Consider the following 24,728-nt stretch of genomic DNA (forward strand, 5'->3'; position numbering starts at 1 on the left):
CCATTTTGCTGCAAATTATTCAGGCATGCTGTTTATTTTGCGATTGAGTCTTTCTCAAGGCCTTGCCAAAGGGCGGTAAAGGCGGGTAACTCTGCTGCACGCCCGCAGTAAGGAAAGGATGCCCCATGAAGCCAAGTGATCGCATTTTCTGTGCGCTGGATACTGTTGAAACCGCATCCGCTGTCGCGCTGGCAAAAAAACTTCAGGGCACTGTGGGGGGTGTTAAACTGGGGCTTGAATTTTACTGTGCGAATGGCGCAGACGGGTTCAAGGCTGTCGCGGAAACAGGCATGCCGATTTTCCTCGATCTCAAATTTCACGACATCCCCAATACGGTGGCGGGTGCCATTCGCGCTGTTGCGCCGTTGGGGCCCAAGATCCTCACGATCCACACCCAGGGCGGGCCCGAGATGATGCGTCGGGCGGCAGAGACCGCCGCGGAAGAGGCTTCAAAGCATGGGAACGACAAACCCTGGGTAGCCGGAGTGACGATCCTGACAAGCATGGATGGCGATGACCTTCAGGCTATCGGTGTGAATGATGCCGTTGCTGACCAGGTCGCGCGGCTTGCGGGGCTTGCGCACAAAAGCGGCCTCGACGGCATGGTGTGCAGCCCGCGGGAAATTACGCTGGCGCGTCAGGCGACGGCTCCGGACTTCAAGCTGGTGGTACCCGGCATTCGCCCGGTTGGCAGCGCGGCCGGCGACCAGAAGCGCGTGATGACACCGGCGGAAGCGGTCACTGCGGGCGCTGACGTGCTGGTAATCGGCAGGCCGATCACACAGGCGGATGACCCGGCAGCTGCGGCACGCGCGATTGCCGGAAGCATCAACAGCTAGCAGGACAGAATCCATGGCACGCGCGAAAATCTGTTATCTGCATATCGGGGCCGAAAAAACGGGCTCCACCAGCATTCAGGCTTTCTTGCGGGCAAATCGCCATCGGCTGACGGGCCACGGCTATCTGTTCCCTCGCACCCCGGGTGAAGACAACCAGCCTGCGCTGGCGGCCTATGCGATGAAGGACAGCAGCCGCAGAAATCTGATGGCCCAGGTGGGTGTCCGGTCGGACGCAGCGCTCGGACGCTTCCAGAAAGAGTTCAGCGCCGACCTGCTGGCCGAAGTCGCAAAAACGGCACCCGAGCGGATTGTCCTGACGAACGAGCATTGCCACAGCCGCATTGAAACGGTGGAAGAACTGGAGCGCCTGGCGACCCTTCTGCATTCGGTAGCAGATGAAGTCCGGGTGATCTTTTATATCAGGCGCCAGGATAAGGCTGCGACCAGCCTCTATTCAACGGCCCTGAAGGTCGGTCAGTGGCGCAAGAAGCCAAACCTGGCGATCAAGGGCGAGCTGCCTATCTCGTTTGACTATTGGCGCACCTGCGAGCTGTACGCGAGTGTCTTTGGCATGCAGGCCATGCGGGTTCGCCTGTTTGACCGCGACCAACTGGTGGGTGGAGATTTGATCGCCGATTTCTGTGATGCGCTGGAAATGCCTGCTGGCCAAGACTGGATTGTGCCGGACAGCAAAAACCAATCCCTTGGTCGGCTGGGGCAGCGCTTTCTCGCGGCCTTCAACCAGAAAAGGCAGGACCGTTTTGGTGAGCAGTCCGAACACTACCGCATGGCTCTGGTTCGGATGTTGGACAAACATTTTTCTGGGAAAGGAATCAAGCCTTCGCAGGCAGCGGCGAAAGCATTTCTCAGCCATTTCAAGGCTGGGAATGAAAAAGTCAGGGCAACCTATTTCCCGGATATGCCATTCCCGCTTTTCGGTGATGATTTTTCCATGTACCCGGAAAAGGACGACACCTGGATGCCAGGCGTGTTCATGGCTTTCGATGCGGGCGCCCGCCTGTTTGTTGAACAGCAAAAGGAAATTGACCGCCTCAAGGCCGAGGTCGCAGCGCTCAAGGCAGATGACGAGAGCTAGCGCAATTCTTTCCGGATCACCAATTTGAGGCCGGACCAGACCTCATCAACGGCGCATACCTTCACATCAACAAGGCCAAGTGGCAGGGCTACTTCCCGTACGACATCCTCGGTCATGTCCGTCGGCACCTTTGAAGCCTTCTTCGGCCAGCTGATCCAGATCATGCCGTCACGTTTGATGGCGTCCATGAAAGCGCCCAACTCAGATTCGAAAAGAGTGCGATCTTTATAAAACGCATGGATAAAATCACAGTTTACGGATGCTTCCGTCACCCCCGCCGGCAGGGGGCCGATCAGGTCGCTGAGGTGGCTGGGTGCGTGTTCGAACCGAACGGTAAAGCCATCCTTGATTCCGAGCTTCTTCACCAGCGGTGTTCCGGAATAGCCTGCCATGATTTCTTCCCTTGTATCGCCTTGCGGCTGCCGCAACAATGCACCCATGACGGACGAGCGGATAAAACGTGTTCTATTCTATATAGAACAAAATATTGCGGAACCCCTTTCGCTTGAAGCTCTGGCGGATGTGGCTTGCCTGTCGCCGCATCATTTTCACCGGCTGTTCACATCTGAAGTAGGGCAAACGCCCAAGGGTTATGTGGTAGAGGTGCGGCTCAAGCATATCGCCCACATGCTGATCATCATGAAGAATGCGAAGGTCACGGACTTTGCATTCGATTTTGGCTTTTCGTCACCTGCTGCCTTTACCCGGTCCTTCAAGGCGTTCTATGGCGAAACTCCGCGGGAATTTCGCGCCCGGCAGCAGGAAATGCACAAGGCACGGCTTGAGGTCTATTGGGCCAGCCTCAGGGAGGATGAAACCTGGGCGCCGCACAAGCTTGATCTCACACACATGCCACAAAAGACCGTCAAGGCGGTAAGGACAGCAATGACGAGGGAGGCGATCAATGACACCTACCGGAGCCTGATTGGTGAAAACCAGGGCAAGGTTACCCATGCACTGACCATCTATACCGAATCGCCTTTCGGCCCAGGAAGAGAGAAGGAACGGCTCTTTGTAGGGCTTGATACGCAGGCGGCCAAGGCGGGCGGCCGCGAAGCGCTGACCCTTCAGGCGGGTTATTATACCCAGTTGCCGGTCAGGGGCGATTTTGATGCCCTTGCGGACACGCTTTTTAAAGTCTATCAGCGGGATATCGAGCCCACAGCCTATAAGGTAGCATCCACCATTTTCTTCGAACGTGTTCGCCTGCCTAAAAATGCCGAAGATTTTGACTACTTTTCCAGCGAGCGCATCATTCACGCTTGCATCACCCGCCGTTGATCGAAATCGCAAGAATTGGTAAGTTTGCACGTCCCTTCGTTGCTATGGTTTTTCGAAGCAAACTAAAGGGATGGCACCGACATGCGAATGATGAAGTCTTTCATTACCTACGGATTTTACCCATTTTTGTTGTTGGCGACCGGTGTGGTCTGCTGGCTTTCCATTGAGAACAGGCTGGATCTCCCCTATGCCTTTACTGTCATTGCGGCAACGCGATTTGCGCTGCTGCAAGGCGTCGAGTTCATCTTCCCGATGCAGAAGCGCTGGGGTATCCGCTGGAAGGAATTCTGGCGTGACGTCAAGTTCGGAGCCGCGAATTTAGTGTCGATGCGGCTTGTCTCCTTCCTGATTGGATTTATCACCATTGATATGGCTGCGGGCAATCCGGGCCTTTTAGAGGGAGCGCCGCTCTGGCTCGATATTATCGGCACCGCGCTCTTGTTCGAATTCCTGCAATATTGGTTTCACCGGTTCAGCCATGAAGGCGGGGGCTGGCTCGGCCGGAAACTGTGGCAGGTACATGTGGCCCACCATCTGCCGGACAGAGTTTATCTGATCATGCACGGGGTGGGCCACCCGATCAATTTTCTGGTTGTACTGTGGATGGTGCCGCTCACCACTTGGATCACCGGCGCCAGTCAGGAAGCCGTGATGGTGTGGTTCTCCTTCCGCGGGCTGCATGGGCTTTTGTCACACTATAATGTCGACATTCGGGCGGGTTGGTTGAATTATCTGTTCGTCGGCACCGAGCTGCACCGCTATCACCACAGTGCAGATGTGGGTGAAGCAAAGAACTATGGTTCCTTCCTGATCCTGTGGGACCAGTTATTTGGCACCTTTGTCTACAAGCCCGGCAAGGCACCCGACCGGTTAGGGGTTGATGATCCGGGTGCCTACCCTGAATCCTATCAGGTGCTGAAGGTGCTCAGCCTTCCGTTCCAGTCTTCGAGCACACCTGTTCAGGAAGTAGCTATTGAACCCGCTCCACCAGGCGGTGCTGCTGGCTGAGGTAAACAATCAGGGACTTCTCACCCACCACATGGGCTGTACCGACCGCTACGAAAAACCGACCCGGTTTGTTCATCAGATGCGACAGCTGGATCGCCCAGTTCTGATTGCGGTCATATAGTAGGTGGTCGCCGAGGCCATTCATGTCCATCAGTTCACCATTCAGAAGCTTGTCGAGGGTGGATTCATCGCCATCGAGCCAGGCGCTCTGCAGTTCGGTCATATAGGCCTTTATGTTGGATGACTGCCGGAGTGCATCCACCAGCATGGCTTTGTCCTGTGCTGGTGACAGCGACGCGAAAAGCTCGACCTGCTGGGCCGCGGTCTCAATGCCGAGAATCGGTTTCCTGAGGCGCAGCGCTTCGCCGATCAGCGCCTGATCAACACCGCTTGCAGGGTCATATCCCATTTTGGTCAGGCTTACGACGGTCAGCGACATGCCTGCAAACCATGGCCGGACATTGAGGAATGCGTCCTCCTGAAGGTCCAGCTGGCGCGCGAGTCGCTGGACATCATTATAAATGCCGTTGCCGACTATCTGGCGCATGCTCATGCCCAGCGGCAGCTTACCAGCTTCCATGAACAGGGGGCCTGCACGTTCAAGCTCGCGGTCATCAAGCTCGACAACCAGGGCGTCGGCGCCGCCGAAAGCATTGGTAATGCTGGCATTTGCCCATGTGGTTCCCTTTTCGAGCATATGCAGTGTGCCGAAGATGTGAATCTCGGTATCGTCGTCCGCCATGCGCCACAGGGCCGGGGCTGCACTTGCCGGGAGGACGGCGCAGAAAAGCAGGGTGACCAGAATTACCAAGTATCGCATCGTGTGCCTCGCTATCGTTGACGACAGCCATCATTTCATGGCCCTTATCGGATCGCAAGGCTACCGCGGAGTGTGAGTCCGAAAAGCCAAGGAATCTGCTTGCAAATGCTCGGGTCTAGCGCTATACAGCGCGCTTCATCGAACCGTCCGGCCAGTAAAGGGCTGCCGTGGCTGTTCAGTTATGTCGGAACTTTAAGTTTAAGTAAGGACAAAAAATGCCCAAGATGAAGACAAAATCGAGCGTCAAAAAACGCTTCAGCTTAACCGCTTCTGGTAAAGTTCGTGCAAACCAGGCTGGTAAACAGCACGGTATGATCAAGCGCACCAACAAGCAAATCCGTAACCTCCGTGGCACCACTGTCCTTTGTGACGCTGACGCTACGATTGTTAAGAAGTTCATGCCCTACGGCTAAGCCGTATCGGGTCCTTCAGGTTTAGGAGAAATATACCATGGCACGTGTTAAGCGCGGTGTAACATCGCACGCTCGTCACAAGAAGGTCCTCGAGGAAGCCAAAGGCTACCGGGGCCGTCGCAAGAATACCATCAAAGTTGCTCGTCAGGCAGTTGAGAAAGCCGGCCAGTACGCTTACCGCGACCGCAAAGCCAAGAAGCGCAACTTCCGCGCTCTCTGGATCCAGCGGATCAACGCAGGCGCACGGTCTCTCGGTCTGCCATACGGTCAGTTTATGCACGGCCTCAAGCTGGCTGGTGTGGAGCTGGACCGCAAAGTGCTGAGCGATCTTGCCATTCACGAACCATCCGCTTTTGAGGCGCTTGTGGATCAGGCTAAGGCCGCCCTCGCCAACTAAGGCTGGTTTGCGAACAGCAAACACCAAGACTTTAAAGAGGGCCTGGCCGTTGGCGGGGTCCTCTTTTTATTTGCTTGCGCCCGGATTATGGGCCAATTGAAACAGTCCATTGTTTTAGTGACTTAATTGCTCGAATAAGCGGAAGAAAAATGCAGGAACAGATTTCAGCGCTCAAGGAACAGATCGCGGCCCAGATTTCAGCGGCCAGTGACCTGAACGCGCTTGAGGAAGTCCGGGTCTCCACACTCGGCAAGAAAGGCAGCGTGTCCCAGCTTATGAAGGGCCTCGGTGGCATGAGCCCCGAGGAACGCAAGGAAATGGGCCCGGCGCTCAACGGCCTCAAGAACAAGGTGGCGGAAGAGATTGCTGCACGCAAGGAAACGCTTGAGGAAGCAGCGCTTGACGCCCGCCTGCGCGACGAACGCGTGGATGTGACCTTGCCGGTACAGGAACACGCTTCTGGCAGCGTACACCCGATCAGTCAGGTGATGGACGAAATCGCTGAAATTTTCGCGAGCCTTGGCTTTGATGTGGCTGAAGGCCCGGACGTGGAATCTGACTTCCATAACTTTACCGCGCTGAATATTCCGGAAGAGCATCCTGCCCGCCAGGACCATGATACATTCTATCTGCGGCCTGACGCAAACGGCGACCGCAAGGTTCTCAGGACGCACACCAGTCCGGTGCAGATTCGCACCATGCTGTCGAAAGAGCCTCCGATCCGTATTATCGCACCTGGCCGTACCTACCGCTCAGACTCTGATGCGACGCACACGCCTATGTTCCACCAAGTGGAAGGTCTGGTGATCGATAAGGATACGCACCTCGGTCACCTCAAGGGTACGCTGGAAGCTTTCCTGAAGGCTTTCTTTGAGGTGGACGCTGTAACCCTGCGCCTTCGCCCGAGCTATTTCCCGTTCACCGAGCCGTCCATGGAAGTGGACGTGCAGTGCAGCTTCGATGGTGGCACCGTGAAAATTGGTGACGGCAACGACTGGCTTGAGATTCTCGGGTCCGGCATGGTCAATGTGAATGTGCTCAAGGCCTGTAATCTTGATCCCAACGAATATCAGGGCTTTGCCTTCGGCTGCGGCATCGACCGCCTGGCGATGCTGAAGTATGGCATGAATGACCTGCGTGCCTTCTTTGACGCCGACCTCAGGTGGCTCCGTCACTATGGGTTCCGCGCCCTTGATCTTCCCACGCTCGCAGGAGGGCTCAGCCGATGAAATTTTCCCTTAGCTGGCTCAAGGACCATCTGGACACGGATGCGAGCCTCGATGAAATCGTTGCAAAACTGAATGCCATCGGCCTTGAGGTCGATACGGTTGAAAACCCGGCTGAAAAGCTTGGCGCCTTCACAGTTGCCGAAGTGCTGTCCGCTGAAAAACACCCGGACGCTGACAAGCTGAAGGTCTGCAAGGTGTCGAACGGCACCGAAGAAATGCAGATCGTTTGCGGCGCGCCCAATGCGCGCACCGGCATTAAGGTAGTACTGGGCCGCCCTGGCGATTATGTCCCGGGCCTTGATGTCACGCTGAAGAAAGCCAAGATCCGCGGTGTGGAAAGCATCGGCATGATGTGTTCTGCCAAAGAACTTGAGCTGGGCGACGATCATGACGGAATCATTGAACTGCCAGAGGATGCCCCGGTCGGCACGTCCTATGTCGAGTATGCCCAGCTGGACGATCCGGTGATCGATATTGAGATCACGCCCAACCGGCAGGACTGTCTGGGCGTTTACGGCATCGCGCGCGACCTCGCGGCTGCGGGCCTCGGGACATTGAAGCCGCTTGCAGTTGAGAAAGTTGCCGGCTCGTTCGAAAGCGACGTGAAAGTGTCGATTGATCTGCCGGAAGAGGCCAAAAGCGCCTGTACCCAGTTCCTGGGCCGCCGCTTCAAGGGTGTCAAGAACGGCCCAAGCCCACAGTGGCTGCAGGACCGTCTGAAAGCCATCGGCCTGCGTCCGATCTCGAAGCTCGTGGATGTCACCAACTACATCACGCATGACCTGGGTCGTCCGCTGCATGTCTATGACGCGAACAAGCTTAACGGCGACCTGCAGGCGCGCCTTGCCAATGCGGGTGAGACATTTACCGCACTCGACGATAAGGAATATACCGCCAAGGGCGGCGAGACGGTGATTGCCGACGCGTCGGGCCCACAAGGCTTTGGTGGCATCATCGGTGGCCTGGATACCGGGTGCGCGGACGACACCACTGATGTGGTATTGGAGGCCGCTCTCTTTGATCCCAAGCGTACGGCCTTCACGGGTCGCGACCATGGCCTGATCACAGATGCACGCTACCGGTTTGAGCGCGGCGTGGACGAGCTGTTCATTCGCGACGGCATGGAAATCGCCACCAGGATGATTCTGGACCTGTGTGGCGGTGAAGTCAGCCATGTCTTCGAAGCGGGACAAGATACTGTCTGGAACAAGACCGTTCCGTTCCGCAGCGAGCGCGTGCAAACCTTGGGCGGGCTGGACCTGCCCGCGAGCGAAAGCGTTGCGATTCTGGAAAAGCTTGGCTTCAAGGTTGAAGGCAATGATCCCTATACGGTGCATGTGCCTTCCTGGCGCGTGGATGTGGAAGGCGAGCCGGATATCGTTGAAGAGGTGCTGCGTATTCATGGCCTGGATAATATTCCAAGTGTCGCGCTTCCAGCGACTGACCATAAGGCAGGTACGACGCTGAGCCCACGTCAGAAACGGGCACGGGCGGTCAAGCGCCGCCTGGCAGGCGTTGGCATGCATGAAGCTGTGACCTGGTCCTTCATGACGCGCGCCCATGCGGCGCTGTTTGGTGGCGGTGACGAGACGCTGGTGGTCGACAATCCGATCTCCAGCGAACTTGACTGCATGCGTCCAAGCATTCTGCCGAACCTGATGCAGGCGGCCCAGCGCAACCGCGACCGCGGTGCAGACGTTGTTGCGCTGTTTGAAGTGGGTCCCGTGTATGAAAACGACACGGAAAAAGGCCAGCTTCTTGTAGCAGCCGGCCTGCGTGCGGGCCGGAATGCCGGGCGTCATTGGGCTGCAGCCAATCGGGCAGTTGATGTGTTCGATGCCAAACGCGATGCCCTTGCTGCCCTTGAGGCTGTCGGCGCGCCTGCGAACCTACAGGTGTTTGATGAGGCGCCGGGTTACTATCACCCGGGTCGGTCCGGCACATTGCGTCTTGGGCCAAAGAACATCCTCGCAAGCTTCGGTGAACTGCACCCCAAGGTGCTCAAGGCGCTGGATGTGGATGGGCCGGTTGTTGGCTTTGAGGTCTATCTCGACCGTGTTCCGACACCGAAAAACTCGGGTGCTGCCAAGGGAGCCCTGACGGTTTCCAAGCTGCAGTCTGTTGAGCGTGACTTTGCCTTCCTGATGGACCGGGATGCCAAGGTGTCTGACCTGGTGCGGGCCGTTCAGGGTGCGGACAAGGCTTTCATCGCTGATGTTGGGATTTTTGACGTATATGAAGGCAAGGGTGTGCCGGAAGGACAGAAGTCTATTGCGGTCAGCGTTCTGCTCGAACCCAAGGAAGAAACCTTCACCGAAAAGGATATCGAAGCGATCTCCAGCAAGGTTTGTGCGGCGGCAGAAAAGGCTGTTGGCGCGGTTCTGCGCGGCTAATCACGCAAAAATCTTTATGAAAACAGTCGATCGGGGCTTGCAAAAATGCCCCGTTCGGTTTTCATATTGGTATCTGGGAGCAAAAGGCTGTCGGCTTTCGCCGATCCTTTGGCATTGCGTGGGTGTAAAATTTGGCGACGAAGCAGAAAAAACCTGATGCGAAAGTACCACTGAAGCTACGCCTTAAGGCTTGGTGGGAAGGTTATGACACGGACGATATCAAGAAGCGCCTCAGTGAGCGTACAGGCAAGCCGGAAATGGATTTTTCCGATGAGCCCAAGGCTGAGCGCCCAAAAGAACTGAGCGCAGAAAATCTCGATCCGTGGGATGCCGCTACCGTCGATATCGCCCAGTATATCTGGGGCAAGGGCTTCTGTGGCCCTGGAGGCCCGGATTATATCGTCTCTCTTTCCAAGCTTCTGGCGCTCAGTCCTGAAATGTCCATGTTGCAGATTGGTGCGGGGCTTGGCGGCCCCAGCCGTGTCCTCGTGGATCGGTTTGGGGTGTGGATCACCGGTTTCGAAGAATCGGAGATGTTGGTCGACAAGGGCCGCAAGCTGGCCAAGATGGCCGGGCTGGAGAAAAAGGCCCAGTTGGAACAATATGTTCCAGAGGGATTTGAGGGCTTTGACCGGAAGTACGACCGTGCGCTTGCCAAAGAAGCCCTGTTTACCATCGAAGACAAGTCCAACATGATTGCCAAGATTGAGGAAAAGCTGAAGCCGGGTGGGCTTTTCCTGATGACAGAATATGTCATTGGTTCTGATGCGGTGCTGGGCAAGGACAAATACAAGGAATGGGTTGTTGGCGAACGCCGCCACCCATACCCCGTGCTCGCGGACGAGCTTGTTGATCTATTGAAGAAGCACCATCTGCAGGTACGCGTTTCTGAAGACATCAGCATGCAGTATGTCGATATGATCAACCAGGCCTGGGCAGGTGCTGATGAAGTGGCCGCCAAGCTGGCGAAACGCGAAGACGGCACCATGATGATCCAGACGCTGATGCGTGAAGCCGAGTTCTGGACGCGCCGCAAGAAGTTGCTGGAGACGGGTGACCTCAAGCTGTGGCGGATCGTGGCCAACAAAAAGTCGGGTGGTCCTTCGATGATGTCTGATTGGTAGTCAGGCCGTCGGTTTCAAGATTTTCTGACGATGACTTTGCCTTGCGGTCCAGATACCACCGAGGACGGCGGCTGCACCTATCATATGGATCGGACCCAGTGCCTCGCCAAAGAGCCACCAGGCCCAAAGGGCAGAAATCACAGGCTGTATCAGCAGACACAGGGCGCCAAGCGCCGCTGGCACATGTGCCAGCCCGTAGACAATCAGGCTTTGCCCAAGCACATGCGCGATAAGCGCCAGGCCGATCAGGGGCGTCCATCCTGCGGGTGATAGCGGCAGGACAGGCCCGTCTACCCAAAACAGTGGCAAGGCCAGTATTAGGCCGGAGACCACGGCCGTGCCGGCCATCAAAAGTGGTGCATCAAGCACGCGACGGGCCCGGGCTGCGCCGACGATATAGCCGCCATAGAGTACAGCTGTCAGCAACCCCAATAGGTCACCTGGGATGAAGGCCGGGTTCAATTCCGCGTTCCGCCCCATAAGGAGGGCTGCGCCCGCCAGCGCCAGAAGCATGCCACCCAGGAAGCGCCTGTTGAACCGCTCCCCGAACAATGCAAAGCTATATAGGGCCGCGAAAATTGTCGCCATATTGGCAAGCAATGTGGAATTCGCCACGGTGGTTTTGCTGACAGACCAGTGCCAAGTGAACAGCTCCGCCGCAAACAAAAGCCCGACCAGTAGAATCCAGCGGGCCTCTTCGCCAGAAGGCATCAGTGATGGTCTGCCTTTTTTTCGCGCGCTTAACCAATAGATGAAGATCAGGACGGGTGCCGCCATGGATAGGCGCCAGAAAGCTGACGCTGCTGGCGTGACATCAGCAAGCCGCATGAAGATGGCGGCAGAGCTGATGCCGATAGCGCCGCATGCACAAGCGATAATACCCCGCGATGTCTGGTCCTGAGATTGGGTCATGGCGCAAAAGATAGCGCGCTTTCCGTTTATTGATAGCTGGAAAAGAAAAAAGTGTACGTTTTATGACATCGTTGCCATTCCAAGGGTTGCAACCACCACAAGGAGGTTGCATGATCGCCGGTGCATTTTTGGAGGGAGTATGCAATGAGCGAGCATTATGTTTTTCCGGTACCGGCGTCAGCGCTTGAGAACACGCACTGCACCAAGGAGCAGTATGACGCGCTGTATGAGCAGTCTGTCACAGACCCTGAGGGCTTCTGGAAAGATCAGGCCAGCCGAATCGACTGGATGAAACCTTTCACCAAGGTGAAGAACACCAGCTTTACCGGCGATATCTCGATCAAATGGTTCGAAGACGGCACGCTCAACGCTTCCGCCAACTGTATCGACCGGCACCTGCCTGAGCGTGCAAACGATACGGCCATCATCTGGGAAGGCGATGACCCGGCAGACAGCAAGCATATCACCTATGGTGAGCTGTATGAGCAAGTCTGCCGCTTCGCCAACGTGCTCAAGGGCCGTGGCGCCAAGAAGGGCGACCGCGTCACCATTTATATGCCGATGATCCCCGAGGCCGTGTATGCCATGCTGGCGTGCGCGCGCATCGGCGCTGTGCATTCCGTGGTGTTTGGTGGCTTTTCACCTGACGCGCTGGCGGGCCGCATCCTGGATTGCAAGTCAACACTGGTGATCACAGCGGACGAAGGCCTGCGCGGGTCCAAAAAAGTACCGCTCAAGGCCAATGTGGATGCGGCGCTCGAGCGGTGCCCTGATGTCTCATCTGTGGTCGTGGTCAAACGCACGGGCGGAGACGTCAAGTGGGCTGAGGGCCGCGACGTCTGGTATCATGATGCAGCGGCTGACGTATCAGCCGATTGCCCACCTGAGGAAATGAGCGCCGAAGACCCGCTGTTCATCCTATATACCTCCGGCTCCACCGGTACGCCAAAAGGCGTGCTGCATACCACCGGCGGCTATATGGTCTGGACCTCCATGACGCACGAATATGTGTTCGACTATAAGAGAGGCGAGATCTACTGGTGCACGGCCGATGTTGGCTGGGTCACCGGCCACAGCTACATTGTTTACGGTCCGCTTGCGAACGGTGCGACCACCCTTGTGTTCGAAGGCATCCCCACCTACCCGGACGCAGGCCGTTTTTGGCAGGTGTGCGAGAAGCACAAGGTAAACATATTCTACACTGCCCCGACCGCGATCCGCGCCCTTGAGCGCCTGGGTGATGATTTCGTGACCCAGCATGACAGGTCTTCGATCCGCCTGCTGGGCACGGTGGGTGAGCCGATCAACCCGGAAGCCTGGCTCTGGTACCATAAGGTGGTGGGCGAAGAGCGCTGCCCTATCGTCGATACCTGGTGGCAGACGGAGACCGGCGGCGTGATGATTGCGCCGCTTCCGGGCGCGATAGACCTGAAGCCGGGGTCAGCCACGAAGCCGATGTTCGGTGTCAAACCGGCGCTGGTGGATCAGGACGGTAAATTCCTGGAAGGCGCCACATCGGGCAATCTGGTGATCACCGACAGCTGGCCAGGCCAGATGCGCACGGTGTACGGCGATCATGAGCGCTTCAAGCTGACCTATTTCTCCACCTACAAGGGCCTTTATTTTACCGGTGACGGATGCCGTCGGGACGAAGATGGTTACTATTGGATCACGGGCCGTGTGGACGATGTGATCAACGTGTCTGGTCACCGCATGGGTACGGCAGAGGTCGAATCGGCGCTGGTTGAGCACGATCTGGTTGCTGAGGCCGCTGTTGTGGGCTTCCCGCATGATATCAAGGGCCAGGGCATCTATGCTTATGTCACGCTGTTTGAAGGTATCCAACCGTCTGAGGAACTGCGCAAGGATCTGGTGAAGCTTGTACGTCAGGAAATCGGCCCAATCGCTACGCCGGACTTCATCCAGTTCGCGCCAGGCCTGCCCAAGACACGGTCCGGCAAAATCATGCGCCGTATTCTGAGGAAGATCGCCGAAAACGAATTTGGCAACCTGGGTGACACCTCAACGCTTGCCGACCCGGGCGTGGTGGATGACCTGATTGAAAACCGCCAGAACAAATAGCTGGACCTGAATTCAATCCGGTCTTGGATTAGGGGGCTTTGGCCCCCCTTTTTTGTCGGATGTCGAAATTGTGACTGATGGGTTGCTTTAAACTTCTGCAGTTGCCCCTATCTTCTTTGACAACAGGGAGGAGGCGCACGCCATGATCACATTCTACACAGCAGCAACACCCAATGGGTACAAGGTCTCAATAGCACTTGAGGAGTTGGGCTTGCCTTATGAAATGAAGGCACTTGATCTATCGTCAGGGGCGCAGAAGGAAGACTGGTTTACCAACATCAACCCCAACGGCCGGATCCCGGCGATTGTCGATCATGACGCAGGCGATTTTGCTGTGTTCGAATCCGGTGCGATCCTGATGTATCTGGCTGAAAAGACCGGCAAGTTGATGCCGGAGGACGCCAAAGGGCGCTCGCTCGTCACTCAGTGGCTGATGTTCCAGATGGGTGGCCTTGGGCCGATGCAGGGGCAGGCGAATGTGTTCTTCCGCTATTTTCCCGAAAAACTTCCCGCCGTTATTGAACGGTACCAGAATGAGACGCTTCGTCTTTATGGCATCCTTGATCGTCGGTTGGGCGAAAGTGCCTATTTGGCGGGTGACGACTATTCCATCGCCGACATCGCCTGTTTCCCCTGGGTTCTCGCGCACAGCTGGGCCGGCCTGTCCCTGGACGGGCTCGATCACTTGAAGGCCTGGACTGAACTACTGAAGGAACGTCCTGCAGTGCAGAAAGGCCTGACCATGCCACCGCGGCCAGACCTGAAGCAGGACGACAACAGCAAGAAGTTTGTCGCGGCTGCCCAGAAGATGCTGCAGCGCTGAGGCGTCAGGTAGCAGTCGGATCAGTCCTGAAGCTTGTCTGCGAAGGCAGCAATGGCTTTCATTGCGGCTTCCCAATTGCCTTGCTGCGTATGGCCGGATGCTTTCCGTGGCGTCAGGTCATGGTTACCGTCAGGTGCCCAATGAACTGTGAAGTTCCCGGGTAGCGTTTGTCCTTCCAGGAGGTTGGTGCCACCAAAAGGGTCGCGTTCGCCTTGTACGATTAGGGTGGGGACAGATATGTCGGGGAAATGCTCTGTTCGGATGCGATCCGGTTTCCCAGGCGCATGGAATGGGTAGCCCAGGCACACAAGTCCATCGATTTTGAGGCTTTTGTTCTCTGCTGCCAGCATGCTGGCGATCCGGCCGCCCATGGACTTCCCGCCAATGATCAGCGGCTTGTCCGTTTCTGGAATGCTGCGGACCACGTTCTCATAGGCTTCAAGTAGCTTGGGCGCACGGTCAGGGGGGCGCTTCCTGCCATCTTCCTTACGCTTCTCCATGTAGGGGAAGTTGAACCGGATGACCTGAAAGCCCGCTGCCGCCAAACCTTTCGCGAAAGTTTCCATGAAGGGATGGTCTGCTCCAGCTCCCGCGCCGTGCGCGAGCACAATGATCCCCTTTTCCACTTTGCCATCAATTAACAGTGTCATGCATCACCCTCTAGCTTGCAGACCTTGTCTAGCAGGACTGTGGCGTGGTGCAATGGTTGCCTGGGGTAAAGGCGTGAATTTGCAGAAAATGTCGGAGAGTCCGGAGAAAGTGTTCCGGGTCGATCGGCTTGGAGACATAGCCGTCCATCCCTTCGCTCAGGTAGATCTCTCGCTCGCCTTTAATGGCATTTGCCGTCAGGGCGATGATGGGAAGATGGTCAAAGGCAGGGCCGAGCTTTCGTATCTGTCGTTGTGCTTCCAGACCATCCATTTCCGGCATGTGGATGTCCATGAGAATAAGGTCACAGCCGGGTTGCTGATTGTCGTATGCCTCTTTTTGCATCGCTTCAAAGAGCGCCTGCCCATCGCTGAAGGACGAAACCTCGACGCCATGTGGTGCCAGCATTTTTTCCACCAGCGTTCTGATGATGGCATTGTCATCGGCCAGATAAATGCGCGCACCCTCAATGGAGTCGCCCGCCGAACCAGCATCCTGGCTGACTTTGTTCCCAGACACCACATCGTCATCTGGTTTGTCGGCTACATAGGGGCTGTATAGTTTTACGCTAAAGGTGGATCCAGTGCCGAATTCGCTTTCGAAGGAAAAGGAGCCGCCAAGCAGACGCACAAGCTCGTCACAGATGGCTAGGCCCAAGCCTGTTCCCGAACTGTTGTTCACAGCCAGTGAATGAACTTGCTCGAACCGTTTGGTTAGCCTGGCAAGGTCCTCTCCCTCGATCCCCACGCCGGTATCGATTACATCGATTCTATAGCAACACAAACCTGGGCGGTCGGACTTCAGGTAAGTGAGGGTGACAGAGACTTTCCCTTCGCGGGTGAACTTAATGGCATTTCCCACAAGGTTGACCAGGATTTGCCGCAATAATTTATCATCCTGTTTCACAAGGCTGGGTCCCATGCCCTCTTGTGAAAACTCCAGCGCCAGTCCTTTTTCCGTTGCGAGCGGCCGCATGGCAGAGACCACCGACCTCAACAGGGCGTCCAGGCAGATAGGGCCCGGATTGGCGACGGTAACGCCGGACTCGAGTCGGGCGAGATCGAGAATATCATTGATCAATTGCAGGAGGTTCTTGGCTGAATCCATGGACAGCTCGGCATGTTCGCGGATGACGTTGCCTGGCTTTTCTTCCAGAATCAGCCCGAGGAAACCAATGATACCTGTCAGCGGCGTCCTCATTTCATGGCTCATATTTGCGAGAAAAGTGGATTTGGCTTTGTTGGCAGAGTCTGATTTTTGGGTAGCGGTTTTCAATTGGGCCTGGACACGCTCGAGGCGGCGTTGCTGGACTTTGGCGTGATAGGCCCAGGCGAACGCGAAAAGCAGGAATGGCAAAAGTGCCAGGGCAGTTTTCCAGATCAGGGAATAGTCTGGCATGCCAGTGGCGCTAACCAATGACCATTTGCGCTGAATTTCGTTCCTTTCTGCCAAAGGAATTGTGGCAAGCACCTTATTGATGATGGAGATCAGTTCCGGCCAATCGTTACGGGCGGCAAAATGAAGCGAATATTGGGTGAAGGATGCCGGGGCCGCGATGTTGACATCAATTAGGCCCAGTTGGCGCGACGTAAACACAGCAGACATGCCATTGCCCACAATGGCATCAACGGATTCCTGGCTCAGCGCCAGCAGGGCTTCGTCATAGCTGTCAAACAGGACCACTTCAACGCCCGGCGCGTTGATTGCAAGGAAATCAGGGTCGGTACTTTCCCGTAATGCCCCAACCCTCTGGCCTGTCAGGTCCTGAATGCCATTAATCGGTGGCGCATCTTCATGCATCAGGATGACACGCCGATAGTTTTGGAAGGGCTCCGAGAAAACCAGAAAGCTCTCTCGCTCTTCGGATTTGCCAACGGCAGCCAGTAGGTCCACCTGTTTGGCGCGCGCCTGCAACATTGTTTCGGGCCACGGTTGATTCACGGGCGTCAAGATCTTCAGCCCCGTTTGCGCCTCAATTATCTTCAGATAGTCAGATGCGATGCCACCATATAGTCCGCGGTTGTCAAAAAACTCGAAGGGTGGATAGTCTGGGTCTGCGCCCAGGCGGATAACAGGATGCTCGGAAATCCAATGACGCTCTGCGTCGGTCAGGACCAAATTTTGATCAGGAGCCGTTTGGGCCGCAACGGCATTGGACCAGATCAGGCAAGTAAAACAAAAAAGAAGGTGCAAGGAAGCAATGACAACAGGCCAATGACGCATTGAATCTGATATATGGCACTCAGGATACAGGCGTCTGTTAAACTGGGCTGATGTCATCGTTTCTAAGCTTTTTATTCGGTCCCCATACCGGCTATAGTATTCGAACTCTCGCGAACTTTAATTAAGATTTTGTAACTTTCGCGGGATTCTGGGGACTTGGCAGGATGGGGACGACTGCCGTTTGGGAGGGCGCTTGATGGCCAAATTATTTCTTCTGCGGCATGCCAAATCGGATTGGGGTATGGGGTTGCCTGACCATGACCGCCCCTTGAATGCACGCGGACAAGCTGCTGCGGCACAGATGGGGCAGTGGCTTGCCAAGGACGATACATGTCCCAAATTGGTCATCTGCTCGACGGCGCAGCGAACACGGGAAACTCTGGCAATCCTCACCGAAGCCGGAGGCCTTTCGTTTGATGTGCTCTACGAGCCAGCTCTTTATGGTGCGGGCACTGAAACCATTCGTCAGATTATTGTGACGGATGCTGGACAGTATGAATCGGTGCTTCTGATTGGTCACAATCCTGGCTTTCATGATATGGCCTTCAGGTCCGCGAAGGGGGGCGATTCGGAATTGATTCGCCGTCTTGGGGCTAAATACCCCACCTGTACGCTCAGTATTCTTGAGTTCGATGCACCGTGTCTCGAACAGGCCGACCTTGAAAGTGGGCGGCTGCTGAATTTTGTTCGGCCGAAAGACCTAACCTAGCCCAAACGAAGGCTTAGTTGTGCAACTTCTGCAAGTTGTGTTACTTTATAACTAATCGGTTAATGGAATGCTGTCTTTGGGCACTCTCAGCCATATGTGCTCTCGGCTTGGCCGGAAATATGGTATGATTGCAGAAGCTGATCCGTTGATCGTTAGGGGGTACCAACGAAAGGAGATCGTTATGCGAACTACTTTTCGCTATCTGATGGCAACCGTGGCGGCGCTTGCAATTTCAGGTATGGCCAACGCCTACACCTACAACATCGTCCTCAAGGCATCAGACCTTCTGAAGAAGGGCCGTGAGATGATTCAGGTAGGTAATACGGAGCAGGCACGCGAGATTTTCACAGCTGCCTTGGACCGGGACCTTACGGATTGGCAGCGGGCGCGTGCTCACAACGGCATGTGCGTGGCGCTCATTATGGAAGAAGCCTGGACCGACGCGCTGGATCACTGCAATACAGCTATCCGCATCGTCCCCAACAATTGGCGCTTTTATAATAATCGCGGGAACATCTATCTTGAAACCGGCGAAATTGACATGGCCCTTGAGGAATACAGGCGAGGCCTGGCGATGGCGCCAGAGTCATACGTGATCAAACGAAACATTGAGCTGGCGGACCTGCGGTCCAAAGACTCTAGCGCCGAGCATCCACAAACCATGCGCCCAACCTAAGCGACGACTATACATGCCTGTCGCGGTCAGGATGGAAAATTGATAAGCTAAAGTTTGATCTGGTGGGGCATCAGGCCACTTCCCACCAGACGATCGGGGTGCTAAGAGGGGCACTGACGATTTTTGGGGAGTGATTGCGTGTGCCGATGAAATTGCGCTATTTGCTACTGCTGCTTTTACCGATGCTGGCAGCATGCGACCCCATTGCACAGGCACCGTCTTCCCCTCCCGCTGTGGTTGGCACCCGTGCCGTCATTCAGCGTCACCGACAGGAAATTTATGCGGAAATAACGGCTGTCACCGGCAAGCTGGTGACCACCGAAATGTACATCCACGGTGAACCCGTTGCGGAATTCAGCGCATACCGTGGCCTGTATCCGGTCAGTGGACGTGAACCCCAATATCAATATGAGGCTGACTTCGACGAAGCGATTCTCGAACAGCTGTTCCCACTAGCCGTCGGCAAGGAAGTCAGCTTTTCAGGCAACATCAAACGGCTTGACCGTGGCACTTCCTATAATTTCTGGTCCCATGTGTCGGTGATTGGCGAGAAAACCCTCAGCCTGTCTTCGGGGGACAGGCAGGTTTTTGTCGTTGATATCGTGACCGAGACCAGCAGCAGCAGCCGCACCAAACGCAAGACCCAGACAGTCTACTTTGATCCAGAGCTCTCGATGGTGCTGAAGTCGGTACAGCATGAAGACGGCTATAAGGACTATTGGTTCGTGATCTCGGTGGAGCGACCGGGCGAAGGCACCAACCGTACGGCCCCGCCACAGCCGCGCTCGGGCACGGTTATCATCTGATCAATATATCGCGCTAAAGCGAATAGATACCGCCATCTCTTACTTCAAAGGCAACAGGGCGCAGGTGGTCACCCTTGCAAGGGCCCCGTACGCACAGCCCGGACTGCGGATCGAACAGGGCCCCGTGCGTGCGACAGATCAGCCGTTTGCCGCTGATATCCAGAAAACGGTCATTGAACAGATTGAGCGGTGTCCCCGCGTGCGGGCAGCGGTTCTCGTAGACATAAATCTCGCCGCCATGACGTTGCACCAGAAGCTGCAGCAGGTGGGGCCCATCGGTGAATATGATATCTTTGCCGCCGTGGTCAGGCAGATCCGCAAGCCTGACCAGAAGTGAACCGGCGGGTGGTCCGGCAGCCGTGTCTTCAAGGTGTAGGGGCGCAGGGGGGGTCATGTGGTCAGGCCGGTAAGGCCCTTCAGGATTTGCCAGGCGCCCTTGTCTATCGGCATGACCGAAAGGCGCGCCTGCCGCACCAGCGCCAGATGGCTGAGCTCCGGCAGGGCTTTGATTTCGGCCAGCGTTACCGGCGTTTTGACGGCTTCCTTGGCTTTCAAATCGACCAGACAGAATTTGCCTTTTTCGTCATCCGGGTCTGGGTAGGGTCCTTTGACCACTTCACAAAGCCCAACGATCTCGCGCGCCTTGCCGGAATGGTAGAACAATACTTCATCGCCCACCGTCATTTTGCGCATGTTGTTTTGGGCCTGATGGTTGCGAACGCCGGTCCAGGGTTCGCTTTCCACACCGCACTGGTCCTGCCAGGACCAGTCTTCGGGTTCCGATTTCACCAGCCAGTAAGCCACGGGTTGCTCCTATGACGGAATCCACTCGCCGGTTACGCCCTTCCAGGGCTTGATCTCGACCGCCTCAAAAAGTCCAGCGGTGGCATAAGGGTCATTTTCTGCGAAAAGCCGCACGGCACCTTCGCTGGCGGCATCGATTACGATCATGCTGCCCACAGGCTTGGGGTCGTCGCCGGGGGACAGGATGGGCCCGGCCACCTTGATGCGGTTGCCTGCGCCCTTGATATAGTCCAGGTGGGCCGACCGGGTGGCCATGCGCAGGTCAACACTGTCGGGTTTGTCGTGGGCAAGGATCATGAACAGCATGGCTGTCTCCTATCAGCTTTCGGATGTGAAAGGGCGGGCAAGGAGGGCTTCGGTGACGGTACGCACGTCCTGGCCTTCCTTCAGAATCTGGTAAACAGCGGCGGTAATGGGCATCTCGAGCCCCTTGTCCACAGCGATTTTGTGAACGATTTCAACGGTATGGGCGCCTTCGGCCACAGATCGCCGTTCGGCCATGATGTCGGCAAAGGTGCGGCCCTCGCCGATGGCCTTCCCGAGCGACATGTTGCGCGACTGGGTTGACGAGCAGGTGAGGATCAGGTCCCCAAGGCCCGACAGGCCCATCAGCGTTTCGCGCTCAGCGCCGTAAAGCGCACCAAAGCGCATGATTTCGGCCAGGCCCCGGGTGATCACAGCGGCACGGGCATTTTCGCCGATGCCAAGCCCGGCGACGATACCGGTGGCGATGGCGAGTACATTCTTGATGGCGCCGCCAATCTGCGCGCCCACCACATCGTGGTTATAATAGGTCCGGAACGTTGGTTGGCCCAAAGCCTTAACCAGTTGGTTTCCAACAGTTTTGTCGGCTGCGGCCAGCGTGAGGGCACAGGGCATGTCGCGGGCAACCTCGATGGCAAAGGTGGGGCCGGAGAGTACTGCCACCGGATTGCCGGGGCATTCTTCCGCGACCGCGTCGGAGAGGAGCTTGCCGGTTGCGACCTCTATCCCCTTGGAGCAGATCACCAGTGGTACATGGCCCCCGATATACTGGCTGAGGTCGCGCACCATGGCGCGCAGATGCTGGGCGGGTGCGACCAGCAGGATCGCATCTCTGTCGCCCAGATCCGCCAGGTTTCCTGTGGCCTTGAGGGCCGGGTCCAGCACGGCGTCCGGCAGGTAAAGAGTGTTCTCGTGGCTGTCGTTGACAGAAGCCACAACTTCCGCTTCCCGGGCCCACAAGAGGGTATCGCGCCCGGCGCGGGTTGCTGCCGCTGCCAGTGCTGTTCCCCAGGCGCCGCCGCCAAGTACACCGATTGTCTGCACCTGTCTCTCCCCAAAACTCGAAGCGTATACTGTTGAAAAAGGCTTGCGCCCAGATTGCCCGGCAATCGAGCGAGAGGCAAGAAGCTTATGCTTTTGCGCCCTTTTTTCCTTTTCCGACCATAGGCTTGGCAGCGTCATCGAGCGGCCAACGCGGGCGCGGCGCTTCATCCGCGTCATTGATGGCGGGGTCTTCCCGGAAACGCTCGAGCCCTGCCCAGGCGATCATGGCGCCATTGTCGGTACAGAGCGCCAGCGGCGGGGCTGAAAAGCGCAGGCCTTCCTTGTCCGCCAGCGCTTCGATCCGGCCGCGCAGGTGGGCGTTAGCGGCCACACCGCCCGCGACAACCAGCGGAAAGTTGCCGTTTCCTGCGGTTTCGCGGAACAACTGGATGGCATTCTTCAACCGGTCGATCAAACAGTCGCCCAGGGCTTGCTGGAAGGCGGCGCAAATGTCATTGCGGTCGCGGATGGTCAGGATGCCCTCGCCTTCGGCGCATTCCTCGGCCAGTCGCCGCACGGCTGTCTTGAGGCCGGAGAAGGAAAAATTGCAGCCCGGCTTGCCCACCATGGGCTTTGGCAGGCGGAAGCGCTTGGGGTCTCCTTCGCGCGCGGCAGCCTCAACCGCCGGCCCGCCGGGGTACCCGAGACCGAGTAATTTCGCAGTCTTATCAAAGGCTTCACCGGCTGCATCGTCGATTGTTGTCCCGAGGCGGGTGAAGGCTCCCACACCGGTGACAGACAGGATCTGGCAGTGCCCGCCTGAGACCAGGAGGAGCAGGTACGGGAAGCTGATGTCATCCACCAGCCGCACCGTCAGCGCGTGGCCTGCCAGATGGTTGACGGCGATGAACGGCTTGCCGGTGGCGGCGGAAATGGCCTTGGCGGTCATCACGCCGACCATCAGGCCGCCGACCAGGCCGGGGCCGGTGGTGGCCGCGACAGCGTCCATGTCATCAAAGCCGAGGCCCGCATCTTTCATCAGCGATTCCAACAGCTTATCCAGGTGCGATATATGCTGGCGCGCGGCAATTTCCGGCACCACACCGCCGAATTCGGCGTGATCGTCAATCTGGCTTAGCACCCGGTGGGCAAGCACGCGCTTGTCGGCGCTGACGATCGCGGCGGCGGTTTCGTCACAGCTGGTCTCGATCCCCAGAACATAGGGGCGCTGCGGGTTTTCCGCGCTGGTTGCCTGGTCGTTCGCCATGATCGTCCTGTCTTACCCCTTTTGGGCACACATTCGCCGCCCCGTGTGCCCTTGGGGCACAAAAGGGCACACCCATAGGGCCCAAAAGTGCCCTCATACCGGGACAAATTGTCTCGCCGGTCATTTCGTCAGGGCATCTTGCCCCATTTGGGCTTTAGCCCGGTAGCATAAAGTTCTATAAGCCAGAAGATGAGCACGCGGCTGATCCTGACCTGGCCGCGCCCGCAATAGCACCAGAAGAGGCATCCGTGCAAGAAGCGACCAGTAGCAAAAAGATTTTGAAGATCGGCACCCGTGGCAGCCCGCTGGCGCTGGCCCAGGCCGAGGACGTGAAAGCCCGCCTTGTGGCGGCGCACGACCACCTGACCGCTGACAATGTGGAGATCGTGGTGATCAAGACCACCGGCGACCGCATTCTGGACCGGCATCTGATGAACGCGGGCGGCAAGGGCCTGTTCACCAAGGAGATCGAGGACGCGCTGCTGGCGCGCGAGATCGACTGCGCGGTGCACAGTTCAAAAGACATGCCGACCCACCTGCCGGACGGGCTGGCGCTGACGGTGTTCCTCCGCCGCGAGGACCCGCGCGACGTGTTCATGAGTGCGAGCGTGGACCGGTTTAAAGACCTGCCGGAGGGTGCGATCCTCGGCACCGCGTCGCTCCGGCGTCGGGCGCAGGCGCTGAGGCTCCGGCCGGACCTGAAGGTTGTCACCTTCCGCGGCAATGTGCAGACCCGGCTCAAGAAGCTGGCGGCGGGCGAGGCCGAAGGCACCTTCCTGGCGCGCGCGGGCCTCAACCGCCTGGGCATGAGCGACAAGGCCACCGAGACCCTGCCGGTGGAGGATTTCCTGCCGGCGCCAGCGCAGGGCGCGGTAACGGTGGAGGTGCGTACCTCAGACGGCGCCATGATGGAGCTTCTCAAGCCCCTGCATTGCAGGGAGACGGCGGTGGCGGTGACGGCGGAGCGCGCCTTCCTGAGGGCGCTGGACGGCAGCTGCCGCACGCCCATCGCGGCGCACGCGGCGCTTGAGGGCGACCGGCTCATGCTCAGGGCCCAGCTGCTGTCGCTTGACGGCACGCAGGTATTTGAAAAAACAGGCGAATGCGCCGCGGAGATTGACCGCGCCGCCGACCTCGGTAAAGATATCGGGGCACGGATAAGGGAAGACGCCGGCGAGGCCTTTTTTACTGAACTCGCCCGCGCCATCGAAGCGGAGATAGAATGACCACAGTCCTCGTCACGCGCCCCATGGAAGAAGCCACCCCCACAGCCGAGAAGCTGGAGGCGCTGGGGCACCGGGTGATCATCGCCCCGATGATCCAGATCGATCCTGTTTCCTTTGAAATCCCCAGCGAAGACCGCAGCCTGATTGTTACCAGCAAAAACGGCGCCCGCCTTGGCCTTGCCAACATCGGCAACAAGGACCGGCCGATTTTTGCGGTGGGTGAGGAAACGGCGAATGAGGCGCGCAGGCTTGGCTTCACCAATGTGACAGCCGGGCCGGGCACAGCGCGCCAGCTGGTGCCGATCCTTCTTGAATGCGGCCTGGCGGATAAGCGCAAATACACCCATCTGGCAGGCAATGTGATCAGCTATAATATCGCTGACGTGCTTCGGGGCGAAGGCATTGACGCCGATACCTGCGTTACCTACCAGTCGCGCCCCTTGCGGGCCTTTTCTGCTGGGGTGCAGGAAGCTCTGGAGGAAGGCGAAATCGACATGGCCCTCTTTTATTCGCCGCGTACTGCCACCACATTTGAGGAAGCAGCGGCAGAATATGGCCGGTCCGACTGGCTCTCGAAGATGGATGCCGTGGCGCTTTCCACCCGCGTGGCGCAAAATCTGATCGGGCCGTGGCGGTCTGTCCGCTATGCCATCATACCGACCGAGAAGGCACTTTTCAGCCTGCTCGAAGAATAAGATGACGAA

The 24,728-nt window shown here is 57.3% G+C and carries 26 protein-coding genes; 16 read left to right on the forward strand and 10 right to left on the reverse strand.

Features of this window, described 5'->3' with window-relative positions:
- Positions 1 to 125 precede the first annotated feature (125 nt).
- Complete coding sequence (pyrF, locus tag KORLAC_RS17785) at positions 126 to 839, forward strand: orotidine-5'-phosphate decarboxylase (RefSeq protein WP_068309035.1); 714 nt, start codon at positions 126 to 128, stop codon at positions 837 to 839.
- A 13-nt stretch (positions 840 to 852) separates the two neighbouring features.
- Entirely contained in the window at positions 853 to 1,935 is a 1,083-nt protein-coding gene (locus tag KORLAC_RS17790) for a hypothetical protein (RefSeq protein WP_068309037.1), read from the forward strand.
- On the opposite strand, the gene KORLAC_RS17795 is transcribed toward KORLAC_RS17790, so the two are convergent.
- Complete coding sequence (locus KORLAC_RS17795; protein WP_068309039.1) at positions 1,932 to 2,327, reverse strand: DUF3052 family protein; 396 nt, start codon at positions 2,325 to 2,327, stop codon at positions 1,932 to 1,934. The genes KORLAC_RS17790 and KORLAC_RS17795 overlap by 4 nt on opposite strands.
- Between KORLAC_RS17795 and KORLAC_RS17800 the strand changes: the two genes are divergently transcribed.
- Positions 2,326 to 3,216 (forward strand): helix-turn-helix domain-containing protein, encoded by an 891-nt coding sequence (locus KORLAC_RS17800; protein WP_068309041.1) that lies wholly within the window; start codon positions 2,326 to 2,328, stop codon positions 3,214 to 3,216. The genes KORLAC_RS17795 and KORLAC_RS17800 overlap by 2 nt on opposite strands.
- An 81-nt stretch (positions 3,217 to 3,297) precedes the next feature.
- Complete coding sequence (locus KORLAC_RS17805) at positions 3,298 to 4,224, forward strand: sterol desaturase family protein (RefSeq protein WP_082714771.1); 927 nt, start codon at positions 3,298 to 3,300, stop codon at positions 4,222 to 4,224.
- Here KORLAC_RS17805 and KORLAC_RS17810 read toward each other — a convergent pair.
- On the reverse strand, positions 4,187 to 5,044 hold the full coding sequence (locus KORLAC_RS17810) for a TraB/GumN family protein (protein WP_068309045.1): 858 nt from the start codon (positions 5,042 to 5,044) through the stop codon (positions 4,187 to 4,189). The genes KORLAC_RS17805 and KORLAC_RS17810 overlap by 38 nt on opposite strands.
- 215 nt (positions 5,045 to 5,259) lie before the next feature.
- On the opposite strand from KORLAC_RS17810, the gene rpmI reads away from it, so the two are divergent.
- The 5 genes from rpmI (at position 5,260) to KORLAC_RS17835 (ending at position 10,600) form a co-directional block, all read left to right on the forward strand.
- On the forward strand, positions 5,260 to 5,457 hold the full coding sequence (gene rpmI, locus KORLAC_RS17815; RefSeq protein ID WP_068147087.1) for a 50S ribosomal protein L35: 198 nt from the start codon (positions 5,260 to 5,262) through the stop codon (positions 5,455 to 5,457).
- Positions 5,458 to 5,494: 37 nt separating this feature from the next.
- Complete coding sequence (gene rplT, locus KORLAC_RS17820) at positions 5,495 to 5,854, forward strand: 50S ribosomal protein L20 (protein ID WP_068309046.1); 360 nt, start codon at positions 5,495 to 5,497, stop codon at positions 5,852 to 5,854.
- 149 nt (positions 5,855 to 6,003) lie between these two features.
- Positions 6,004 to 7,083: a phenylalanine--tRNA ligase subunit alpha gene (gene pheS / locus KORLAC_RS17825; protein ID WP_068309049.1), complete on the forward strand. Its 1,080-nt coding sequence runs from the start codon at positions 6,004 to 6,006 to the stop codon at positions 7,081 to 7,083.
- Complete coding sequence (gene pheT, locus KORLAC_RS17830) at positions 7,080 to 9,476, forward strand: phenylalanine--tRNA ligase subunit beta (protein ID WP_068309051.1); 2,397 nt, start codon at positions 7,080 to 7,082, stop codon at positions 9,474 to 9,476. Before pheS ends, pheT begins: the two co-directional genes overlap by 4 nt.
- 131 nt (positions 9,477 to 9,607) lie before the next feature.
- Positions 9,608 to 10,600 (forward strand): class I SAM-dependent methyltransferase, encoded by a 993-nt coding sequence (locus KORLAC_RS17835; RefSeq protein ID WP_068309053.1) that lies wholly within the window; start codon positions 9,608 to 9,610, stop codon positions 10,598 to 10,600.
- Here the strand turns inward: KORLAC_RS17835 and KORLAC_RS17840 are convergent, their stop codons facing one another.
- Positions 10,601 to 11,512 carry a DMT family transporter gene (locus KORLAC_RS17840; protein WP_068309055.1) on the reverse strand — a complete coding sequence of 304 codons (912 nt, stop codon included), beginning with the start codon at positions 11,510 to 11,512 and terminating at the stop codon, positions 10,601 to 10,603.
- Between the two features lie 144 nt (positions 11,513 to 11,656).
- Between KORLAC_RS17840 and acs the strand changes: the two genes are divergently transcribed.
- Together acs and KORLAC_RS17850 are read left to right on the forward strand one after the other, a co-directional pair.
- Positions 11,657 to 13,594 carry an acetate--CoA ligase gene (gene acs, locus KORLAC_RS17845; protein WP_068309057.1) on the forward strand — a complete coding sequence of 646 codons (1,938 nt, stop codon included), beginning with the start codon at positions 11,657 to 11,659 and terminating at the stop codon, positions 13,592 to 13,594.
- 142 nt (positions 13,595 to 13,736) lie between these two features.
- On the forward strand, positions 13,737 to 14,417 hold the full coding sequence (locus KORLAC_RS17850; RefSeq protein WP_068309059.1) for a glutathione S-transferase family protein: 681 nt from the start codon (positions 13,737 to 13,739) through the stop codon (positions 14,415 to 14,417).
- A gap of 20 nt (positions 14,418 to 14,437) precedes the next feature.
- Here the strand turns inward: KORLAC_RS17850 and KORLAC_RS17855 are convergent, their stop codons facing one another.
- Positions 14,438 to 15,067 carry an alpha/beta fold hydrolase gene (locus KORLAC_RS17855; RefSeq protein ID WP_068309061.1) on the reverse strand — a complete coding sequence of 210 codons (630 nt, stop codon included), beginning with the start codon at positions 15,065 to 15,067 and terminating at the stop codon, positions 14,438 to 14,440.
- A 28-nt stretch (positions 15,068 to 15,095) separates the two neighbouring features.
- Complete coding sequence (locus KORLAC_RS17860) at positions 15,096 to 17,288, reverse strand: ATP-binding protein (RefSeq protein ID WP_068309063.1); 2,193 nt, start codon at positions 17,286 to 17,288, stop codon at positions 15,096 to 15,098.
- A gap of 196 nt (positions 17,289 to 17,484) precedes the next feature.
- On the opposite strand from KORLAC_RS17860, the gene KORLAC_RS17865 reads away from it, so the two are divergent.
- The 3 genes from KORLAC_RS17865 to KORLAC_RS17875 all read left to right on the forward strand — a co-directional run bounded on the left by KORLAC_RS17865 (position 17,485) and on the right by KORLAC_RS17875 (position 19,479).
- Positions 17,485 to 17,997, forward strand: a complete 513-nt coding sequence (locus KORLAC_RS17865) for a SixA phosphatase family protein (protein WP_068309065.1) — start codon at positions 17,485 to 17,487, stop codon at positions 17,995 to 17,997.
- A 181-nt stretch (positions 17,998 to 18,178) separates the two neighbouring features.
- Positions 18,179 to 18,673, forward strand: coding sequence for a tetratricopeptide repeat protein (locus KORLAC_RS17870; RefSeq protein ID WP_068309067.1), 495 nt, complete (start codon positions 18,179 to 18,181; stop codon positions 18,671 to 18,673).
- Between the two features lie 140 nt (positions 18,674 to 18,813).
- Positions 18,814 to 19,479, forward strand: a complete 666-nt coding sequence (locus KORLAC_RS17875) for a hypothetical protein (protein ID WP_139167376.1) — start codon at positions 18,814 to 18,816, stop codon at positions 19,477 to 19,479.
- Between the two features lie 13 nt (positions 19,480 to 19,492).
- Here KORLAC_RS17875 and KORLAC_RS17880 read toward each other — a convergent pair whose 3' ends face one another.
- The 5 genes from KORLAC_RS17880 to tsaD form a co-directional block, all read right to left on the reverse strand.
- Positions 19,493 to 19,873, reverse strand: a complete 381-nt coding sequence (locus KORLAC_RS17880; protein ID WP_206595005.1) for a Rieske (2Fe-2S) protein — start codon at positions 19,871 to 19,873, stop codon at positions 19,493 to 19,495.
- Positions 19,870 to 20,283, reverse strand: coding sequence for an EVE domain-containing protein (locus KORLAC_RS17885; protein WP_068309071.1), 414 nt, complete (start codon positions 20,281 to 20,283; stop codon positions 19,870 to 19,872). The genes KORLAC_RS17880 and KORLAC_RS17885 overlap by 4 nt, the downstream gene beginning before the upstream one ends.
- 9 nt (positions 20,284 to 20,292) lie before the next feature.
- Positions 20,293 to 20,589, reverse strand: a complete 297-nt coding sequence (locus KORLAC_RS17890) for a YciI family protein (protein ID WP_068309073.1) — start codon at positions 20,587 to 20,589, stop codon at positions 20,293 to 20,295.
- A gap of 12 nt (positions 20,590 to 20,601) precedes the next feature.
- Positions 20,602 to 21,591: an NAD(P)H-dependent glycerol-3-phosphate dehydrogenase gene (locus KORLAC_RS17895; protein WP_068309075.1), complete on the reverse strand. Its 990-nt coding sequence runs from the start codon at positions 21,589 to 21,591 to the stop codon at positions 20,602 to 20,604.
- Between the two features lie 85 nt (positions 21,592 to 21,676).
- A complete protein-coding gene (gene tsaD / locus KORLAC_RS17900; protein WP_068309077.1) occupies positions 21,677 to 22,798 on the reverse strand; it encodes a tRNA (adenosine(37)-N6)-threonylcarbamoyltransferase complex transferase subunit TsaD in 1,122 nt (373 codons plus the stop codon).
- A gap of 248 nt (positions 22,799 to 23,046) precedes the next feature.
- Here tsaD and hemC point away from each other — a divergent pair, with 248 nt between their 5' ends.
- Together hemC and KORLAC_RS17910 are read left to right on the forward strand one after the other, a co-directional pair.
- Positions 23,047 to 24,024: a hydroxymethylbilane synthase gene (hemC, locus tag KORLAC_RS17905; protein ID WP_068309079.1), complete on the forward strand. Its 978-nt coding sequence runs from the start codon at positions 23,047 to 23,049 to the stop codon at positions 24,022 to 24,024.
- Entirely contained in the window at positions 24,021 to 24,719 is a 699-nt protein-coding gene (locus KORLAC_RS17910) for a uroporphyrinogen-III synthase (protein ID WP_068309080.1), read from the forward strand. The genes hemC and KORLAC_RS17910 overlap by 4 nt, the downstream gene beginning before the upstream one ends.
- Positions 24,720 to 24,728 lie beyond the last annotated feature (9 nt).

Origin of the sequence: Kordiimonas lacus (genome assembly GCF_001550055.1) — a bacterium.
GTDB classification, from domain to species: domain Bacteria; phylum Pseudomonadota; class Alphaproteobacteria; order Sphingomonadales; family Kordiimonadaceae; genus Kordiimonas; species Kordiimonas lacus.

Coding starts and splice junctions, on each gene's coding strand:
- pyrF (WP_068309035.1), top strand. CDS start 126: ATGAAGCCAAGTGATCGCATTTTCTGTGCGCTGGATACTGTTGAAACC.
- KORLAC_RS17790 (WP_068309037.1), top strand. CDS start 853: ATGGCACGCGCGAAAATCTGTTATCTGCATATCGGGGCCGAAAAAACG.
- KORLAC_RS17800 (WP_068309041.1), top strand. CDS start 2,326: ATGATTTCTTCCCTTGTATCGCCTTGCGGCTGCCGCAACAATGCACCC.
- KORLAC_RS17795 (WP_068309039.1), bottom strand. CDS start 2,327: ATGGCAGGCTATTCCGGAACACCGCTGGTGAAGAAGCTCGGAATCAAG.
- KORLAC_RS17805 (WP_082714771.1), top strand. CDS start 3,298: ATGCGAATGATGAAGTCTTTCATTACCTACGGATTTTACCCATTTTTG.
- KORLAC_RS17810 (WP_068309045.1), bottom strand. CDS start 5,044: ATGCGATACTTGGTAATTCTGGTCACCCTGCTTTTCTGCGCCGTCCTC.
- rpmI (WP_068147087.1), top strand. CDS start 5,260: ATGCCCAAGATGAAGACAAAATCGAGCGTCAAAAAACGCTTCAGCTTA.
- rplT (WP_068309046.1), top strand. CDS start 5,495: ATGGCACGTGTTAAGCGCGGTGTAACATCGCACGCTCGTCACAAGAAG.
- pheS (WP_068309049.1), top strand. CDS start 6,004: ATGCAGGAACAGATTTCAGCGCTCAAGGAACAGATCGCGGCCCAGATT.
- pheT (WP_068309051.1), top strand. CDS start 7,080: ATGAAATTTTCCCTTAGCTGGCTCAAGGACCATCTGGACACGGATGCG.
- KORLAC_RS17840 (WP_068309055.1), bottom strand. CDS start 11,512: ATGACCCAATCTCAGGACCAGACATCGCGGGGTATTATCGCTTGTGCA.
- acs (WP_068309057.1), top strand. CDS start 11,657: ATGAGCGAGCATTATGTTTTTCCGGTACCGGCGTCAGCGCTTGAGAAC.
- KORLAC_RS17850 (WP_068309059.1), top strand. CDS start 13,737: ATGATCACATTCTACACAGCAGCAACACCCAATGGGTACAAGGTCTCA.
- KORLAC_RS17855 (WP_068309061.1), bottom strand. CDS start 15,067: ATGACACTGTTAATTGATGGCAAAGTGGAAAAGGGGATCATTGTGCTC.
- KORLAC_RS17860 (WP_068309063.1), bottom strand. CDS start 17,288: ATGCGTCATTGGCCTGTTGTCATTGCTTCCTTGCACCTTCTTTTTTGT.
- KORLAC_RS17865 (WP_068309065.1), top strand. CDS start 17,485: ATGGCCAAATTATTTCTTCTGCGGCATGCCAAATCGGATTGGGGTATG.
- KORLAC_RS17870 (WP_068309067.1), top strand. CDS start 18,179: ATGCGAACTACTTTTCGCTATCTGATGGCAACCGTGGCGGCGCTTGCA.
- KORLAC_RS17880 (WP_206595005.1), bottom strand. CDS start 19,873: ATGACCCCCCCTGCGCCCCTACACCTTGAAGACACGGCTGCCGGACCA.
- KORLAC_RS17890 (WP_068309073.1), bottom strand. CDS start 20,589: ATGCTGTTCATGATCCTTGCCCACGACAAACCCGACAGTGTTGACCTG.
- tsaD (WP_068309077.1), bottom strand. CDS start 22,798: ATGGCGAACGACCAGGCAACCAGCGCGGAAAACCCGCAGCGCCCCTAT.
- KORLAC_RS17910 (WP_068309080.1), top strand. CDS start 24,021: ATGACCACAGTCCTCGTCACGCGCCCCATGGAAGAAGCCACCCCCACA.